The organism is Streptomyces sp. NPDC037401 (assembly GCF_055602345.1).
Map to the genome: position 1 here is coordinate 113,042 of NZ_JBVJWO010000012.1, position 16,566 is coordinate 129,607.

Below are 16,566 nucleotides of genomic sequence, written 5' to 3' on the forward strand. Positions count from 1 at the left end.
GCTCGGGAGGAATGCGATGAAGGCCCACGACGGCATGTACATCGGCGGGGAATGGCGGCCTGCCGCCGGACGGGACCGGATCGAGGTCGTCAACCCGGCCGACGAGCAGGTCATCGCCGGTGTCCCGGCCGGCACGGCCGAGGACGTCGATCTCGCGGTACGGGCCGCGCGGGCCGCCTTCCCCGGCTGGGCCGCCACCCCGCCGGCGCAGCGGGCAGCCCTGATCGGCGCCCTGCGCGACATCCTCCTCGCGCGCAGGAGCGAGATCGCCGAGACCGTCACGGCAGAGCTCGGCTCGCCGCTGGCCTTCTCCGACGCGGTGCACGTGGGTGCGCCGGTCGCGGTGGCCTCCTCGTACGCCGAACTGGCCGCCGGGTACGCCTTCGAGGAGCGGATCGGGAATTCCACCGTTCTTCTCGAGCCGGTCGGGGTCGTCGGGGCCATCACGCCCTGGAACTACCCGCTGCACCAGATCGTTGCCAAGGTGGCACCCGCACTCGCGGCGGGCTGCACCGTCGTCCTCAAGCCCGCCGAGGACACCCCGCTGACGGCGCAGCTCTTCGCCGAGGCCGTCCACGAGGCCGGCGTCCCGGCAGGCGTCTTCAACCTGGTGACCGGCACCGGCCCGGTCGCCGGGCAGGCGCTCGCCGCCCACCCCGGCGTCGACCTCGTCTCCTTCACCGGCTCGACCGCCGTCGGCCGGCAGATCGGCGCCACTGCCGGCGCCGCGATCAAGCGCGTCGCCCTCGAACTGGGCGGCAAATCGGCCAATGTCATCCTGCCCGGGGCCGACCTGGCCAAAGCCGTCGCCACCGGCGTCGGACACGTCATGAACAACGCCGGCCAGAGCTGCAACGCCCTGACCCGGATGCTGGTCGACCGCGACCGGTACGAGGAAGCCGTCGCCCTCGCCGCCGCCGCGGTGGCCAAGTATGCCGTCGGCGACCCGCGGGACCCGGCCACCCGCCTCGGACCGGTGGTCAGCGCCACGCAGCGGGACCGGGTGCGCGCGTACATCGTCCGGGGCACCGAGGAGGGCGCCCGCCTGGTCGCGGGCGGTCCCGACGCCCCGCACGAGCGCGGCTACTTCATCGCCCCGACCGTCTTCGCGGACGTCACGCCGGAGATGACGATCGCGCAGGAGGAGATCTTCGGCCCGGTCCTGTCGATCCTTCCGTACGAGGACGAGGGGGACGCCCTGCGCATCGCCAACGGCACCGTCTACGGCCTCGGCGGCGCGGTCTGGGCGGCCGACGAGGAGACCGCCGTGGCCTTCGCCCGCAAGATGGACACCGGGCAGGTCGACATCAACGGCGGCCGCTTCAACCCGCAGGCGCCCTTCGGCGGGTACAAGCAGTCCGGTGTGGGCAGGGAGCTGGGCCCGCACGGCCTCGCCGAATACCTCCAGACCAAGTCCCTGCAGTTCTGAGCCCCGGAAAGACGGAGACGACGACCATGGTCCGCGCCGCCATCCTGCCCGCTGTCGGAGCCCCGCTCGAGATAGCGGAGATCGTCCTGCCCGACCCCGGTCCCGGCCAGGTCCGGGTCCGGCTCGCCGCCGCCGGGGTCTGCCACTCCGACCTCTCCCTCACCAACGGCACCATGCGCGTCCCCGTCCCCGCCGTCCTCGGCCACGAGGGCGCGGGCACGGTCCTCGCCGTCGGCGAGGGCGTCACCCACGTCGCCCCCGGAGACGCCGTGGTGCTCAACTGGGCCCCGTCGTGCGGACAGTGCCACCACTGCCGGATCGGCGAGGTCTGGCTCTGCGCCGAGGCCCTGACCGGCGTGGGCGCCGTGTACGCCCGTACCGCCGACGGCACCGCGCTGCACCCGGGGCTGAACGTCGCGGCGTTCGCCGAGGAGACCGTCGTCGCGGCCAACTGCGTCCTGCCCGCACCGGCAGGGATCCCGCTCGCCGAGGCCGCACTGCTCGGATGCGCCGTCCTCACCGGATACGGGGCCGTGCACCACAGCGCCCGCGTGCGCACCGGCGAGTCCGTCGCCGTCTTCGGCGTCGGGGGAGTGGGCCTCGCCGCCCTCCAGGCGGCGCGGATCGCCGGCGCCGGACCGGTCGTCGCCGTCGACGTGTCCCCGGCCAAGGAGGAACTCGCCCGTGCGGCGGGCGCCACCGAGTTCGTCCTGGCGTCCGCGACCACCGCCAAGGAGATCCGCGCGCTGACCGGCGGGCAGGGCGCCGACGTGGCGGTGGAGTGCGTGGGGCGGGCCGACACCATCCGGACCGCCTGGGACTCCACCCGGCGCGGCGGGCGCACCACGGTCGTCGGCATCGGCGGCAAGGACCAGCAGGTCACCTTCCACGCCCTGGAGATCTTCCACTTCGCCCGCACGCTCTCCGGCTGCGTCTACGGCAGCTGCGACCCGGCCCGCGACCTGCCGGTCCTGGCCGAGCACATCCGGGCCGGGCGCCTCGACCTCGGCGCGCTGGTCACCGACCGGATCACCCTCGACGGCATCCCGGCCGCCTTCGACGCCATGATCGCGGGCAAGGGCGGGCGTTCGCTGGTCGTCTTCTAGGCCCCGCCCGGGCGTCCGCCGGGACGCTCGCTGGGACCTCCCCGGCGGTGCGGTATCGAGCGGGCGGTGGCCCGGCCCGGTCCCTACGCGGGGCCGGGCCGGCTGCCGCCCAGCGCCTCGAACTGCAGCCCCAGCCCGTCCAGCAGCGCGGTGAGACCCGTCTCGAAGGCGCCCTCGTCCACCGCCCGCTGCCGCTCTGCCAGCAGGTGCGCCTGCCCCAGGTGCGGATAGTCCGACGGATCGTAGGCCGATTCGTCGTCCACGAAACCGCGGGCGAACGACGCCACCGCCGAGCCGAGGATGAAGTACCGCATCAGCGCGCCGATCCGGGTCGCCTGTGCGGGCGGCCAGCCTGCCGCCGTCATCGCCCCGAACACCGCGTCCGCCAGCCGCAGCCCGGCCGGCCGCCGACCCGGCCCGCGCGCCAGCACCGGCACGATGTTCGGATGGTCGGCCAGCGCGCCCCGGTAGGAGTGCGCCCAGTCGCGGAGCGCCGTCCGCCAGTCGCGCCCGTCGCCCTCGTCGAACATCGACAGGTCGACCCGGGCGCTCACCGCGTCGGCGACCGCCTCCAGGATCTCGTCCTTGGTGCGGAAGTGGTTGTACAGGGAGGGCCCGCTGACGCCGAGCGCGGCCGCGAGCCGCCGGGTCGACACGGCGTCCAGCCCCTCGGAGTCCACCAGCCGGCCCGCCGCCTCGACGATGAGGTCTCTGCTCAGGAGGGGCTTGCGCGGTCGGGCCATGCGGCACATAGTAGGGCCTGCCCGCCGTAAACTAGCGCCGCTAATTAAATCCCTGCGAGGTGTCCATGAACCTGGAGCTCAGCGAGGAGCAGACCGCGGTACGCCGGCTCGCCCGCGACTTCGTGGAACGCGAAGTCGCCCCGCACGCCGCCGACTGGGACCGCGCCGAGAGCGTCGACCGGGCCGTCGTGAAAAAGCTCGGCGCGCTCGGCTTCCTGGGGCTGACCGTCCCCGAGGAGTACGGCGGCTCCGGAGGCGACCACCTCGCGTACGCCCTCGTCACCGAGGAGCTCGGACGCGGCGACTCCGCCGTCCGCGGCATCGTCTCCGTCTCCCTCGGCCTGGTCGCCAAGACGATCGCCGCGTGGGGGGCCGAGGAGCAGAAGCAGGCCTGGCTGCCGCGCCTCTGCTCGGGCGAGGCCCTCGGCTGCTTCGGCCTGACCGAACCCGGGACCGGCTCCGACGCCGGCAGCCTCACCACGCGTGCGGTCCGCGACGGCGACGGGTACCGGCTCGACGGCACCAAGATGTTCATCACCAACGGCACCTGGGCCGACGTGGTGCTGCTCTTCGCCCGTACCGGCGGCGAACCCGGCCACCGCGGCGTCTCGGCCTTCCTCGTGCCCGCCGACTCGGCCGGGCTCACCCGCCGCGAGGTCCACGGCAAGCTCGGCCTGCGCGGCCAGGCCACCGCCGAACTCGTCCTGGAGGACGTGCGGGTCCCCGCCTCCGCCATGCTCGGCCCCGAGGGCAAGGGCTTCTCGGTGGCCATGTCCGCCCTCGCCAAGGGCCGGATGTCGGTGGCCGCCGGCTGCGTCGGCCTGGCCCAGGCCGCCCTCGACGCGGCCCTCGCGTACGCCGGGACGCGCGAGCAGTTCGGCCGCAGCATCGCCCACCACCAGCTGGTGCAGGAGCTGATCGCCGACATCTCCGTGGACGTCGACGCCGCGCGGATGCTGACCTGGCGGGTCGCCGATCTCATCGACCGGGGGAGGCCGTTCGCGACCGAGGCCTCCACCGCCAAGCTCTTCGCCTCGGAGGCCGCCGTCCGCGCGGCGGGCAACGCGCTCCAGGTGCACGGCGGTTACGGCTACATCGACGAGTACCCGGCGGGGAAGCTGCTGCGCGACGCCCGCGTGATGACCCTCTACGAAGGCACGAGCCAGATCCAGAAGCTGCTCATCGGCCGTGCGCTCACCGGGGTTTCGGCCTTCTGAGTACGTGCGTGAGTACGAGCGCGGATGTGTGACACGGCACACTGCACCGATGCTGGACACATGAACGAGACACCGGTCAAGCAGCAGACGACGGGGGCATACTTCGGCCAGGCCGTCGCGTCCTTCGCCATCGCCCTCGGTGCGGTGGCCCTCGGCATCTACAACCTGGAAGCCGACGCCTGGGTGCGCGCCTTCCTCGGCATCGCCGCCCTCTACCTGACGACCTCCGCCTTCACGCTCGCCAAGGTGGTCCGCGACCGCCAGGAGGTGGAGCAGATCGTCAGCCGGGTCGACCAGGCGCGCCTCGAGAAGATCATCACGGATCATGACCCGTACACGACGCCCCAGCCGCCGCGAGCTCGCTAAGCGCTTGCTCAGCCTCGGGTAAAGTGTGCACTCCGGCGCACGACGATGAGGGTGGGCGAGCGATGGACAGCGTGGAGGAGACGGCCGACGGCGAGTACGTGCCGTGGTCGGAGGTCACTCCCGACGCCGCACGGCGGCTGCTCGTCGCCGCCGTGGACGCGTTCGCCGAGCGCGGGTACCACGCCACCACCACACGTGACATTGCAGGCCGTGCGGGCATGAGCCCCGCCGCCCTGTACATCCACTACAAGACCAAGGAAGAGCTGCTCCACCGGATCAGCCGGATCGGCCACGACAAGGCCCTCGAGATCCTGGAGACGGCGGCGGACGGCCCCGGCACCGCCGCCGAACGCCTCGACACCGCCGTACGGTCCTTCGTGCGGTGGCACGCCGCACACCACACCACCGCCCGCGTGGTCCAGTACGAGCTCGACGCCCTCGGTCCGGAGCACCGCTCCGCCATCGTCACCCTGCGCCGCCAGAGCGACGCCGCGGTACGGCGGATCCTGGCCGACGGCGTCGCGGCCGGCGAGTTCGACGTCCCCGACGTGCCCGGCACCACGCTCGCCGTGCTCTCGCTCTGCATCGACGTGGCGCGCTGGTTCAGCGCGGCCGGGCAGCGCACGCCCGACGAGGTCGGCGCGCTCTACGCCGACCTCGTGCTCCGCATGGTCGGGGCCCGTCAGAAGTAGTAGCGCGACACCGTCTCGGCGACGCACACGGGCTTCTCGCCGCCCTCGCACTCGACCGTGACGGTCGCGGCCACCTGCACCCCGCCGCCCGCGTCCGTCACCCCGGTGATCACGGCCGTGGCCCGCAGCCGCGAGCCGACCGGTACCGGCGCGGGGAAGCGGACCTTGTCCACGCCGTAGTTGATGCCCATCTTCATGCCCTCGACCCGCAGGGTCTGCGGGACCAGGCTGGGCAGCAGCGACAGGGTCAGATAGCCGTGCGCGATCGTCCGGCCGAACGGCCCCGACGCGGCCCGCTCCGCATCCACGTGGATCCACTGGTGGTCCCCGGTGGCATCCGCGAAAAGGTCGATCCGCTTCTGGTCCACCTCCAGCCAGCCGCTGGGGCCGAGCGGTTCGCCGATGCCGGCGCGCAGTTCGTCGGCGGATGTGAAAATCCTCGGCTCGGCCATGCACGTGCCTCCCGGTGTGAGAAAGAGCAGTTGCAGAGATGGAGAGCAGCCGCAGAGAGCAGCCGCAGGGAGCAGCCGCAGGGAGCAGCCGCGGCGAGGGGCCGCGGCGAGCGGTCGCGGCGATACGCAGAACAAGCGCTTGCTCAGCATGGTTGGCGCGTGCGCCCGTGTCAACGGACCGCCTGTCCGCGCCCGTCCGCGTGCCGATTACCCTCGGGGAGTGCCGCAGATCCCAGAGAAGATCCACGAACTCACCGTAGGCCAGCTGTCCGCGCGCAGCGGCGCGGCCGTCTCCGCGCTCCACTTCTACGAGGCCAAGGGCCTGATCAGCAGCCGCCGCACCAGCGGCAACCAGCGCCGCTACAGCCGTGACACGCTGCGCCGCGTCGCCTTCATCCGCGCCGCCCAGCGCGTGGGCATCCCGCTCGCCACCATTGGCGAGGCCCTGGCGAAACTCCCCGAGAGCCGCACGCCCAACCGCGAGGACTGGGCCCGCCTCTCGGAGGCCTGGCGCTCCGAACTGGACCACCGCATCCAGCAGTTGGGCCGCTTGCGCGACCACCTGACGGACTGCATCGGCTGCGGCTGCCTCTCGCTGGAGAACTGCGTCCTGTCCAACCCGGACGACGCCTTCGGCCGCAAGCTCACCGGCTCCCGCCTCGGATGACCCCAAGGGGCCGGCGGCGAACCCCCGTCCCTGCGCCACGACCGCCCCCGGCCGCGACCGTCCCTGCGCCGGCCCCGTGCCGCGAACCCCGCCCGCCCCGCGCGAGCTCGGCGAGCGCCCCCGCCACCAGCTGGGCGTTCGACGCGGCCGGGCGGCCGTCGGGCAGCAGCAGTACGTCGCCGGCCCCGGTCCGCGCGCCGAGCCCGAGCCCGGCCGCCAGCCGCAGCACCGGCCACGCCCCGCCGTCGCGGCCGTGCAACAGGACCGGCCGGCCGTGCGCCGCGCCGAGCGCCCGTACGAGCTCCCGGGCCGCCCGCACGGCCGCCTCCGGGTCCCGCTCGGTGACCTCCGCGACCACCCGCAGCACCCGGCGGCCCACCGCCCCGGCCCCCAGCAGCCCTGCCGCGCCACCGCTCCCCGTGCGCACCACCGCCTCGACCGCGACGCCCCGGTCCAGCAGCGCGCCGGTCAGTTCCACGGCCCCCGGCTCGCCGAAGTCCACCGAAGCCCGGTCCGGCAGCACCTCCCACGTGCCGATCCGTGCCGGCCGGTGCGCGGGATCCGGCTCCGCCGCCACACTGGCCGGCACCCCGACCGGCACTGCGACGGCGGCCCGTACCGCCGCCAGCAGCGGCCCGACCACCCGGGGCGACAGGCTGCCCCGCCCGCACGGAGTCCTGGGGTGGACGCACACCTCCTGCGCCCCCGCCGCCACCGCCTGCGCGGCCGACTCCGCCAGTGCCTGCGGAGACAGCGGCACGGCGAGCCCGTCCGCCGCGGTGCGCGTGCCGTTGAGACACACCTGGAGAACGCCCGGCGCCGCCGGTTCCGGCGTCACGCCGTGTCCGCCAGCGCGGGGCGCGGCACCACGATCCCGCAGCCCCGGCACACCGGCCCCGACCAGGGCTCCGCCGCCGCCACCTGCGGCAGCCAGAGCAGTTCCGACTCGCCGCACACCGGGCACGCCGTCCCGCGGGCCTCCGCCTCGAGCGCCCGTACCAGTCGCCGCAGCACCTCGCCGAGCGCGCCGTCGGGCCGTACGCCGGGATCGGCGCAGCGCACGACGGCCGCCTCGCCGGTCCACGCCCAGTCCGGGCGTCTCAGCCCGTGGTGCTTCTCCCGCCTGCGACGCTCAGCGAACTGCCGTTCGTACGCCAGCCAGACCGCGCGCGCGTCCTCCAGCTCCTCCAGCGCGGCGACCAGCCGCAGCGGATCGGCGGCCCGGTCCTCGGGGCCGATGCCGTGCCGGTCGCACAGGTGCCACCAGGTCGCCCGGTGCCCGTACGGAGCGAACCGCTCCAGGCACCGGCGCAGGGAATGGCGCCGTAGGGCACGGTCGTTGCCCGCGTCGCGCACCTGCCCCGCCAGACTCCGGAATCCTGCCATCACACCGCCACCTCCATCGCACGAACATGCCCGGGAGCGCGCGGGGGCATGCCGCGCCGGCCGGGGCGTCCGGGTGGCACCGGAGGCACGGACGGGCTCTCAGCGCCCGAGGCGCCCCGCCGTGGCCACCACCCGTGCGAGCTCGCGATGGCAGATGTCACTGTGCGCCCCCGAAGGCGCCCCTCCGCGGCGCACCACGGAGGCGGCGTCGACGCTCACGCAGCCGCTGCGCGGCAGGCCGTCCCGCAGGGCCGCGTCGAGGGTCAGCCGCACGGCGCCCGGGACGGCCTGGATCCCGTCGTGCCCCGCGGCGCCCCACCGGGCGTCGAAGCCCGCGATCCCGGCCGAGTCCCGGGCCAGCCGGGAGGCCAGCGGGTAGAACACGCCGAGCGCGGAGTCGTGGCGCGAATGGCACGACACCACCGGCCCGTCGACGCGCCGGTGCAGCCCGCGCAGGGCGCCGCCGCGCTGCCGGTCGTGGGGGAGGGACTCGCTGAACGCGTAGTGGGAGAAGGCGCCTTGGAGGAGGGTCAGGGATTTGACGGTACGCACCTCGGGCGGCAGGCCGCGCAGGGAGAAGGAGACGAGGCGGGCGCCGAAGCTGTGGCCGACCAGGTGGACGCGCAGGTGCGGGCGGGCGTGCGCGAGCTGTCGCAGCACCGGTGCGAGGCCGTGCTCGCCGATGTGGCCCGCGCGCTTCTTCATGGAGTAGAAGGTGGCCTGGCGCAGCAGTTCACGGCCGCCGCTCCACAGCCGGCCGACGCCGAGGCTGCGGGTCGGGGAGGGCGACGCAGCGGCGGACGGGGGTACGCCGGGCTCGTCCCCGGCCCCCGGCCCGGCCAGAGCGTCGGCGAAGTCCGCGCACACGGTGAGCGTGTCCGCGCCGAACATCGCCGGTACGCGCTCCCCGGCCGCGGTCGCGGCCGCCGTTGCCGCTCCCGCTCCCGCTGTGTCCGCCACTCCGGCCAGTACGCGTACCAGTGCGCCGAATTCGGCGAAGGACTCCGCCGACTCGGGCTGGTTCCGGAGCAGTTCGGCGATCCGGTCGAGCTCCGTGTCGCGGCCCGGCCAGAACACGCCGAGCGCGGCGCGGGTTTCCGGGTCGAGCGCGGACCCGGGCGCTCGCTCCGGGGCGGGCGCCGGCTCCGGTTCCGGTTCCGGTTCCGGCTCCGCGAGTGCGGCGCGCACCTCGAAGTCGGGGATCGGTTCGTCGGAGAACTTCATCGACGGCCACACCACCCCGGCGTAGGCCAGGCGCACGGCCGGGCCGGTCAGCTCCGGGAAGGGGGCGAAGAACCGGTCGTAGAGCCGGGTGGCCACGGACCGGTCGCTGTTCCAGCCGTGGGAGAAGACGAGCAGGTCCGTCGCGTCGAGCCGCAGCAGGGCCGCCCGCTGGGCCGTGTCCGGATCCCCGTCGGCGTCGAAGGTCAGTTCCTGGTAAGGCCCCACACCCACACCCGACATGACATCCCCCTCCGCGCGAGGCAGTGCACCGGACCTCCAGCATCCCGCTGCGGGGCCCGCCCGGCCAGAGACGTGACGCGGGGACCACCCTCACGGGTACAGCAGGTACTGCTCGCGCACCGCGCGGAACCGCTCCAGGCCCCGCTGCCAGTCCGCGGCCACCTCCGCGGGGCCGGCGCCCGCGTCGATCAGGGTGCGGACCCGGTCCGAACCGGTCAGCTTGTCGATCCACCGGTCCGCCCGCCAGGCGAAGCCGGGCCAGGCGCGGCGCGCGGTGACCAGCAGGCCGATGCCGGTGAGCACCGGGTCGAAGGCCGCACGGTCGTGGACCAGGAGGCGGACCCCGCCGACGGTGCGGTCCTTGAACTTGGAGAAGGACGGGGTGAAGTGCGCCTCGCGGATCCACACGCCGGGCAGCCCGAGGGCGTCCGCGGCCGCCGCCCAGTGCCGGTCCACGCCCTCGGCGCCCAGCAGTTCGAAGGGCCGGGTGGTGCCCCGGCCCTCGGAGAGGTTGGTCGCCTCGAACAGGCACGTTCCGGCGTAGACGAGTGCGGTGTCCGGGGTCGGCATGTTGGGGCTCGGCGGGACCCAGGGCAGGCCGGTGGCGTCGAAGAGCATGTCGCGCGACCAGCCACCCATGCGTACAACGTGCAATTTCACACTGCGCGCCATGAACTCACCCCGGAACAGCCGCGCCAGTTCGCCCGCCGTCATCCCGTGGCTCTGCGCGATCGGGGCCCGCCCGACGAACGTGGCGTACGCCCGGTCCAGCACCGGGCCCGAAGCCCGCCGGCCGCCCACCGGGTTGGGCCGGTCCAGCACCACCACCGCCTTGCCCGCCAGAGCGGCGGCCTCCATGCAGTCGTACAGCGTCCAGATGTAGGTGTAGAAGCGGGCGCCGACGTCCTGGACGTCGAAGACGACGGTGTCCACCCCGGCGGCCCTGAACGCGTCGGCGAGCCGCTGCCCGCTGAGCCCGTAGACGTCGTACACGGGCAGTCCGGTCGCCGGGTCCTCGGCCGCGCCCTCCGAACCGCCCGCCTGCGCGGTGCCCCGGAACCCGTGCTCCGGTCCGAACACCGCGACCAGGTCGACCCGCTCGTCCGCGTGCATGACGTCGACGACGTGGCGGCCCTCGGCCGTGATCCCGGTCGGGTTGGTCACGATGCCCACGCGCTGCCCCGCCAGCTGCGCGTACCCGCCGTCCGCCAGCCGCTCGAAACCGGTGCGCACCCGCCCCGGCACCCGCCCCGGCGCCGGCGTCGACCCCCCTGCGGCAGCCGTGCCCAGTGTGCCGGCCGCCCCCGCGGCGCCCGTCAGTGCCAGTAGTCCGCGTCGCGACAACGTCATGTGTCACACCGTAGGGAGCCGTGTCACCCGAGCACCGGCGCGCGGCCGCACGGCCGTCCGGTTCCACCCCTTCCGGCCTACATACCGACTGGTTAGTATGCCTCTGATCCGGCAGTCGGCCAGCGGAAGGGGAACACAGTGGGTGCGTTCCAGGGGCAGGGCATCGTCGTGACGGGCGCGGGCGGAGGAATCGGGGCCGCACTCGCCCGCCGCTTCGCCGCCGAGGGCGCCCGCGTCGTGGTCAACGACCTCGACGCGGACAAGGCAGCCGCGGTGGCGACGGACCTCGGCGGCGAAGCGATCGCACTGCCCGGCGACGCCTCGTCCGTCGCGGAGCAGGCCCGCGACGCCCTCGGCGGCACCGTCGACGTCTACTGCGCCAACGCCGGCCTGGCCTCGCCCGGCGACGCCTTCGCCGCCGAGGAGGTCTGGGAAGCTGCCTGGGACACCAACGTGATGGCCCACGTCCGCGCCGCACGGGCGCTGCTGCCGCACTGGCTGGAGCGCGGCCGCGGCCGGTTCGTCTCCACGGTCTCCGCCGCCGGCCTGCTCACCATGATCGGCGCGGCGCCGTACAGCGTCACCAAGCACGGGGCCCTGGCCTTCGCCGAATGGCTCTCGCTCACCTACCGCCACCGGGGCATCGACGTCCACGCCATCTGCCCGCAGGGCGTGCGCACCGACATGCTGACCGCCGCGGGCAGCGCGGGCGAGCTGGTCCTCGCGCCGACCGCGATCACCCCCGAGGCCGTCGCCGACGCACTGTTCGACGGGATCGAGAAGGGCAGCTTCCTGATCCTCCCGCACCCCGAGGTCGCCGCCTACTATGCGACCCGGGCAACCGACCCCGACCGCTGGCTGGGCAGTATGAACCACCTGCAGCGGAAGTGGGAGGACGGATGACGGAACGCGAAGACGGCCCGCCGGGACCGGACGCACCGGCGGCACCCGCCTGGCCCGGGACCCCGGCCGGCTCCCCGTACGCCGCCAAGCCCTGGCTGGCGCAGCTCGGCGACGCCCAGCGCGCCCCCGTCGCGCCGCCGCCGACCGTCCTGCACGCCTTCCGCGCCGCCGTCGCCCGCGCCCCCGGGCGCACCGCGCTCGCCTACTTCGACGGGCGCCTGACCTACCGCGAGAGCGACCGGCTCTCCGACTCGCTCGCCGGCCGTCTGGCCGCGCGCGGGGTGCGGCCGGGAGACCGGGTCGCGGTGATGCTCCAGAACACCCCGCACTTCGTCCTCGCCGTGCTAGCGGCCTGGAAGGCGGGGGCCGTCGTGGTCCCGGTCAATCCCATGTACAAGGCCGGTGAGGTGTCACACGTGCTGCGTGACGCCGCAGTGTCGGCGTTGATATGTCACGACCACGCCTGGGAGTCGTACCTGCGCGACACCGCCGCCCCCTTCCGGCTCCGCGCCGTCCTGACCGCGAGCCCGTACGGCCTGCAGACCCGCGACGACCCGCGGGTCCTCACCGAGCCCCGGCTCCCGGTCCCGGCCGACACCGAGGACCTGACGCTCACGGCCCGCGCCGGCCACCCCGCACCGCCCGCCCCCGAAGCCACCGCCGACGCCCTCGCGCTCATCAGCTACACCTCCGGCACCAGTGGCACCCCCAAGGGCGCCATGAACCCGCACGGCGCCGTCACCTACAACGCCGAGCGCCAGCGCACCGCACACCGACTCCCCGACGGCTCCTGCTACTTCGCCCTCGCCCCCCTCTTCCACATCACCGGCCTGGTCTGCGAACTGGCCGCCTGCTTCGCCGCCGCGGGCACCCTCGCCCTCGCGCACCGCTTCGAACCCGGCACGGTCCTCGACGCCTTCCTCGAACACCGCCCCGCCTACACCATCGGCCCGGCCACCGCCTTCATGGCCCTGGCCGCCCACCCCGACGTCACCCGCGACCACTTCGGCTCGTTCCGCATCGTCTCCTCCGGCGGCGCCCCGCTCCCGCCCGCGCTCGTCGCCCGGCTCGAGTCCGACCTGGGCGTCCACCTGCGCAACGGCTACGGCCTCACCGAGTGCACCGCCCCCTGCGCCTCCGTACCCCCGCACCGCAGCGCCCCCGTCGACCCCGCCTCCGGCACCCTCTCCGTCGGCGTCCCCGGCGCCGACACCGTCGTCCGCATCGTCGACGACCACGGCGCCGAGGTCCCCTTCGGCACGCACGGCGAGATCGTCGTACGCGGCCCCCAGGTGGTCCCCGGTTACTGGCGCCTCCCCGAGGCCACCGCGGCCGCCTTCCCCGGCGGCGAACTGCGCACCGGCGACGTCGGCTTCATGGACCCCGACGGCTGGCTGTACGTCGTCGACCGCAAGAAGGACATGATCATCGCCTCCGGCTTCAAGGTGTGGCCGCGCGAGGTCGAGGACGTCCTCTACACCCACCCCGCCGTCCGCGAGGCGGCCGTCGTCGGCATCCCGCACCCGTACCGCGGCGAGACCGTCAAGGCGTACGTCAGCCTGCGCCCCGGCGCCGGGACCCGGCCCGCCGAACTCGCCTCGTACTGCGCCGAGCGCCTCGCCGCGTACAAATACCCGCGCGAGGTCGAGATCCTGCCGGGACTCCCGAAGACGACGAGTGGGAAGATCCTGCGGCGGGACCTGCGCGAACGTGCCTGACACCGCACGGACGACACCCGACGGACGACACCAGGAGAGGCGGCGGACATGGCCGTGACCACGGAAACAGGCGGCGGTACGGAGGACACCCCCGTCCCGCAGCGGCTCATGGCCGCCGCCACCCGGCTCTTCGCCGACCGCGGCTACGACCGCACCTCCGTCCAGGAGATCGTCGAGGCGGCGGGCGTCACCAAGGGCGCCCTCTACCACTACTTCGGCTCCAAGGACGATCTGCTGCACGAGGTGTACGCGCGCATGCTGCGCCTCCAGCAGGAGCGGCTGGACGCGATCGCCGCCTCCGACGCCCCGGTCGAGGAGCGGCTGCGCGCGGCGGCCGCCGACGTGGTCGTGACGACCATCGAGAACCTCGACGACGCAATGATCTTCTTCCGGTCGATGCACCAGCTCAGCCCCGAGAAGAACAAGCAGGTCAGGGCCGAGCGGCGGCGCTACCACGAGCGGTTCCGGGCGCTGGTCGAGGAGGGGCAGAACGCCGGCGTGTTCTCCCGCGCGACCCCCGCCGACCTGGTGGTGGACTACCACTTCGGTTCCGTGCACCACCTGTCCACCTGGTACCGCGCGGACGGACAGCTGAGCCCGCAGCAGGTGGCCGACCACCTGGCCGACCTGCTGCTGCGTGCCCTGCGCCCCTAGGTCGTGTCGTCAACCCCTCCCCCCGCTACCGCTGGGAGGCGCCCCGGGGCCGGCGCGGTGCCGGGGCTATCGGTACCGCTTGAGCTCCCGCCGCGCCAGCGACCGCTGGTGCACCTCGTCCGGGCCGTCGGCGAGCCGCAGGGTCCGGGCCGCCGCCCACAGCTCGGCCAGCGGGAAGTCCTGGCTCACGCCGCCGGCGCCGTACAACTGCACCGCCTGGTCCAGGATCCCCACCACCGCGCGCGGAGTGGCGATCTTGATGGCCTGGATCTCGGTGTGCGCGCCGCGGTTCCCGACCGTGTCCATCAGCCAGGCGGTCTTGAGCACCAGCAGCCGCAACTGCTCCACCGTCACCCGGGCGTCCGCGATCCAGTTCTGCACCACGCCCTGCGCCGCCAGCGGCTTGCCGAAGGCGGTACGGTCCACCGCCCGCCGGCACATCAGCTCGACGGCCCGCTCCGCCATGCCGATCAGCCGCATGCAGTGGTGGATCCGGCCCGGGCCGAGCCGGGCCTGGGCGATGGCGAAGCCGCCGCCCTCCTCGCCGACGAGATGAGTCGCCGGTACGCGTACACCGTCAAATGTCACCTCGGCATGTCCACCGTGATAGTGGTCCTCGTACCCGTACACCCGCATCGCCCGGCGCACCTCGACGCCCGGGGCGTCCCGCGGCACCAGGATCATCGACTGCTGGCGGCGCGGATCCTCCGCACCCGGATCGGTCTTGCCCATCACGATGAAGATCCGGCAGTCCGGGTTCATCGCCCCGGAGATGAACCACTTGCGGCCGGTGACCACGTACTCGTCCGCCGCGCCGCCGAGCCCCGCCGACCGCTCGATCCGCGTCTCGATGTTCGTCGCATCGGACGAGGCGACCTCGGGCTCGGTCATCGCGAACGCCGACCGGATCTCCCCCGACAGCAGCGGCTCCAGCCACTGCTTCTTCTGCTCTTCGCTGCCGAACTGCGCCAGCAGCTCCATGTTCCCGGTGTCCGGAGCCGCGCAGTTGAGGGCCGTGGGCGCCAGCTGCGGACTGCGTCCGGTGATCTCGGCGAGCGGCGCGTACTGGAGATTGGTCAGCCCGGCGCCGTGCTCCGGATCGGGCAGGAAGAGGTTCCACAGGCCCTGCCGGCGGGCCTCCTCCTTCAGCTCCCCGACCACCGCTGGCGTGTCCCACGGGGAGGCGAGCCCCGCGCGCTGCTCCTCCGCGACCGCCTCGGCCGGGTACACGTACGCGTCCATGAAGGCGAGCAGCCGCTCCCGCAGCTCCTCGGTCCGCGCGTCGTATGCGAAGTCCATGGGATCCCTCAGCCTTCCTGCAGGGTCGTCAGGCCGTGCTCGATGAACACCGGGACCAGCTCGCCGATCCGGTCGAAGCCGGCGCCCACGGTCTGGCCCAGCGTGAAGCGGTAGTGGATGCCTTCGAGGATCACCGCGAGCTTGAACCAGGCGAACGCCGTGTACCAGCCGATCTCCTCGGTGTCGCGGCCGGAGCGGACGGCGTAGCGCTCGATCAGCTCCTGCGGCCGCGGATGCCCCGCCGCACCGCTCGTCGTGCTCACCGGCGAATCGGCCAGCCCCAGGTCCGCGCTGTACATCGCCAGCAGGCCCAGGTCGGTCAGCGGGTCGCCGAGCGTGGACATCTCCCAGTCCAGCACCGCGCGGATCGAGTCGTCGGGGCCGATGAGCACGTTGTCCAGCCGGTAGTCGCCGTGTACCACGGCCGGGGCGGGGGAGCGGGGCAGCGCCCGGCCCAGGCCGCCGTGCAGCTCGTCGACGCCGGGCAGTTCGCGGCCGCGCGACGCGGCGAGCTGCTTGCCCCAGCGGCGCAGCTGCCGGTCGAGGAAGCCCTCCGGCCGCCCGAAGTCGGCGAGGCCCACCGCCTCCGGGTCCACCGAGTGCAGTTCGACGAGCGTGTCCACCAGGCCCAGCACCGCCTGCCGGGTGCGCTCGGGGCCGAGCGCGGCCAGCTGCGCGGCGCTGCGGTACGGCACCCCCTCGACGTACTCCATCACGTAGAACGGTGCGCCGAGCACCGACTCGTCCTCGCAGAGCAACACCGGCCCGGGAACCGGGACCGCCGTGCCGTGCAGGGCCTCGATCACCCGGTGCTCGCGCCGCATGTCGTGCGCGGTGGCCAGGACGTGGCCGAGCGGGGGGCGGCGCACGACCCAGCGCGACACGCCGTCGGTGACCTCGTACGTGAGGTTCGACCGGCCGCCCTCGATCAGCCGGGCGGTCAGCGGTCCTGCCGTCAGGCCCGGCCGGACCGCGTCGAGATGGCCGCGCAGCCGGTCCGGGTCCAGGCCCCTGGGGGCCGGCGGGTTCGCTGGCGTCATGGTGCGCACCTCCGGACGGAGTCGACGGGTCCCGCGGTGCCGGGCACCGCGGTGGATCACGTTCGCGGCCCATCATGCCG

The 16,566-nt window shown here is 74.0% G+C and carries 17 protein-coding genes; 9 read left to right on the forward strand and 8 right to left on the reverse strand.

Annotation, left to right across the window (positions count from 1 at the left end):
- The first annotated feature begins 16 nt into the window (after positions 1-16).
- Entirely contained in the window at positions 17-1,429 is a 1,413-nt protein-coding gene (locus ACZ7H1_RS14985; protein WP_470786809.1) for an aldehyde dehydrogenase family protein, read from the forward strand.
- 26 nt (positions 1,430-1,455) lie between these two features.
- The gene (locus ACZ7H1_RS14990) at positions 1,456-2,535 is read left to right on the forward strand and encodes a Zn-dependent alcohol dehydrogenase (protein ID WP_470786811.1); all 1,080 of its coding nucleotides are present in this window, start codon (positions 1,456-1,458) and stop codon (positions 2,533-2,535) included.
- Between the two features lie 83 nt (positions 2,536-2,618).
- Here ACZ7H1_RS14990 and ACZ7H1_RS14995 read toward each other — a convergent pair whose 3' ends face one another.
- Entirely contained in the window at positions 2,619-3,287 is a 669-nt protein-coding gene (locus ACZ7H1_RS14995; protein ID WP_470786813.1) for a TetR/AcrR family transcriptional regulator, read from the reverse strand.
- A gap of 56 nt (positions 3,288-3,343) precedes the next feature.
- Here ACZ7H1_RS14995 and ACZ7H1_RS15000 point away from each other — a divergent pair, with 56 nt between their 5' ends.
- The 3 genes from ACZ7H1_RS15000 (at position 3,344) to ACZ7H1_RS15010 (ending at position 5,553) form a co-directional block, all read left to right on the forward strand.
- Positions 3,344-4,495: an acyl-CoA dehydrogenase family protein gene (locus tag ACZ7H1_RS15000; protein WP_470786815.1), complete on the forward strand. Its 1,152-nt coding sequence runs from the start codon at positions 3,344-3,346 to the stop codon at positions 4,493-4,495.
- A gap of 60 nt (positions 4,496-4,555) precedes the next feature.
- Complete coding sequence (locus ACZ7H1_RS15005; RefSeq protein WP_470786817.1) at positions 4,556-4,861, forward strand: YiaA/YiaB family inner membrane protein; 306 nt, start codon at positions 4,556-4,558, stop codon at positions 4,859-4,861.
- Between the two features lie 62 nt (positions 4,862-4,923).
- Positions 4,924-5,553, forward strand: coding sequence for a TetR/AcrR family transcriptional regulator (locus ACZ7H1_RS15010; protein ID WP_470786818.1), 630 nt, complete (start codon positions 4,924-4,926; stop codon positions 5,551-5,553).
- Here the strand turns inward: ACZ7H1_RS15010 and ACZ7H1_RS15015 are convergent.
- Positions 5,544-6,005, reverse strand: a complete 462-nt coding sequence (locus ACZ7H1_RS15015; protein WP_470786820.1) for a MaoC family dehydratase — start codon at positions 6,003-6,005, stop codon at positions 5,544-5,546. The genes ACZ7H1_RS15010 and ACZ7H1_RS15015 overlap by 10 nt on opposite strands.
- Before the next feature lie 220 nt (positions 6,006-6,225).
- Between ACZ7H1_RS15015 and soxR the strand changes: the two genes are divergently transcribed.
- Positions 6,226-6,672, forward strand: coding sequence for a redox-sensitive transcriptional activator SoxR (gene soxR / locus ACZ7H1_RS15020; RefSeq protein ID WP_470786822.1), 447 nt, complete (start codon positions 6,226-6,228; stop codon positions 6,670-6,672).
- On the opposite strand, the gene ACZ7H1_RS15025 is transcribed toward soxR, so the two are convergent.
- The 4 genes from ACZ7H1_RS15025 to ACZ7H1_RS15040 form a co-directional block, all read right to left on the reverse strand.
- The gene (locus tag ACZ7H1_RS15025) at positions 6,650-7,510 is read right to left on the reverse strand and encodes a 3-keto-5-aminohexanoate cleavage protein (protein ID WP_470786824.1); all 861 of its coding nucleotides are present in this window, start codon (positions 7,508-7,510) and stop codon (positions 6,650-6,652) included. The two genes, soxR and ACZ7H1_RS15025, sit on opposite strands and share 23 nt — an antisense overlap.
- Positions 7,507-8,058, reverse strand: a complete 552-nt coding sequence (locus ACZ7H1_RS15030; RefSeq protein WP_470786826.1) for a hypothetical protein — start codon at positions 8,056-8,058, stop codon at positions 7,507-7,509. Before ACZ7H1_RS15030 ends, ACZ7H1_RS15025 begins: the two co-directional genes overlap by 4 nt.
- Positions 8,059-8,157: 99 nt before the next feature.
- Complete coding sequence (locus ACZ7H1_RS15035; protein WP_470786828.1) at positions 8,158-9,522, reverse strand: serine-threonine protein kinase; 1,365 nt, start codon at positions 9,520-9,522, stop codon at positions 8,158-8,160.
- Between the two features lie 90 nt (positions 9,523-9,612).
- Positions 9,613-10,872 (reverse strand): exo-beta-N-acetylmuramidase NamZ family protein, encoded by a 1,260-nt coding sequence (locus tag ACZ7H1_RS15040; RefSeq protein ID WP_470786830.1) that lies wholly within the window; start codon positions 10,870-10,872, stop codon positions 9,613-9,615.
- A gap of 138 nt (positions 10,873-11,010) precedes the next feature.
- Here ACZ7H1_RS15040 and ACZ7H1_RS15045 point away from each other — a divergent pair, with 138 nt between their 5' ends.
- From ACZ7H1_RS15045 to ACZ7H1_RS15055, 3 genes are read left to right on the forward strand one after another with little or no spacing between them, the layout of a single operon-like run.
- Entirely contained in the window at positions 11,011-11,775 is a 765-nt protein-coding gene (locus ACZ7H1_RS15045) for an SDR family oxidoreductase (protein WP_470786832.1), read from the forward strand.
- Complete coding sequence (locus tag ACZ7H1_RS15050) at positions 11,772-13,493, forward strand: class I adenylate-forming enzyme family protein (RefSeq protein ID WP_470786834.1); 1,722 nt, start codon at positions 11,772-11,774, stop codon at positions 13,491-13,493. The genes ACZ7H1_RS15045 and ACZ7H1_RS15050 overlap by 4 nt, the downstream gene beginning before the upstream one ends.
- A 48-nt stretch (positions 13,494-13,541) precedes the next feature.
- Positions 13,542-14,147: a TetR/AcrR family transcriptional regulator gene (locus tag ACZ7H1_RS15055; protein WP_470786836.1), complete on the forward strand. Its 606-nt coding sequence runs from the start codon at positions 13,542-13,544 to the stop codon at positions 14,145-14,147.
- A gap of 66 nt (positions 14,148-14,213) precedes the next feature.
- On the opposite strand, the gene ACZ7H1_RS15060 is transcribed toward ACZ7H1_RS15055, so the two are convergent.
- Both ACZ7H1_RS15060 and ACZ7H1_RS15065 read right to left on the reverse strand, forming a co-directional pair.
- Complete coding sequence (locus tag ACZ7H1_RS15060; RefSeq protein ID WP_470786838.1) at positions 14,214-15,446, reverse strand: acyl-CoA dehydrogenase family protein; 1,233 nt, start codon at positions 15,444-15,446, stop codon at positions 14,214-14,216.
- An 8-nt stretch (positions 15,447-15,454) separates the two neighbouring features.
- Positions 15,455-16,486, reverse strand: coding sequence for a phosphotransferase family protein (locus ACZ7H1_RS15065; protein ID WP_470786840.1), 1,032 nt, complete (start codon positions 16,484-16,486; stop codon positions 15,455-15,457).
- Between the last annotated feature and the right edge of the window lie 80 nt (positions 16,487-16,566).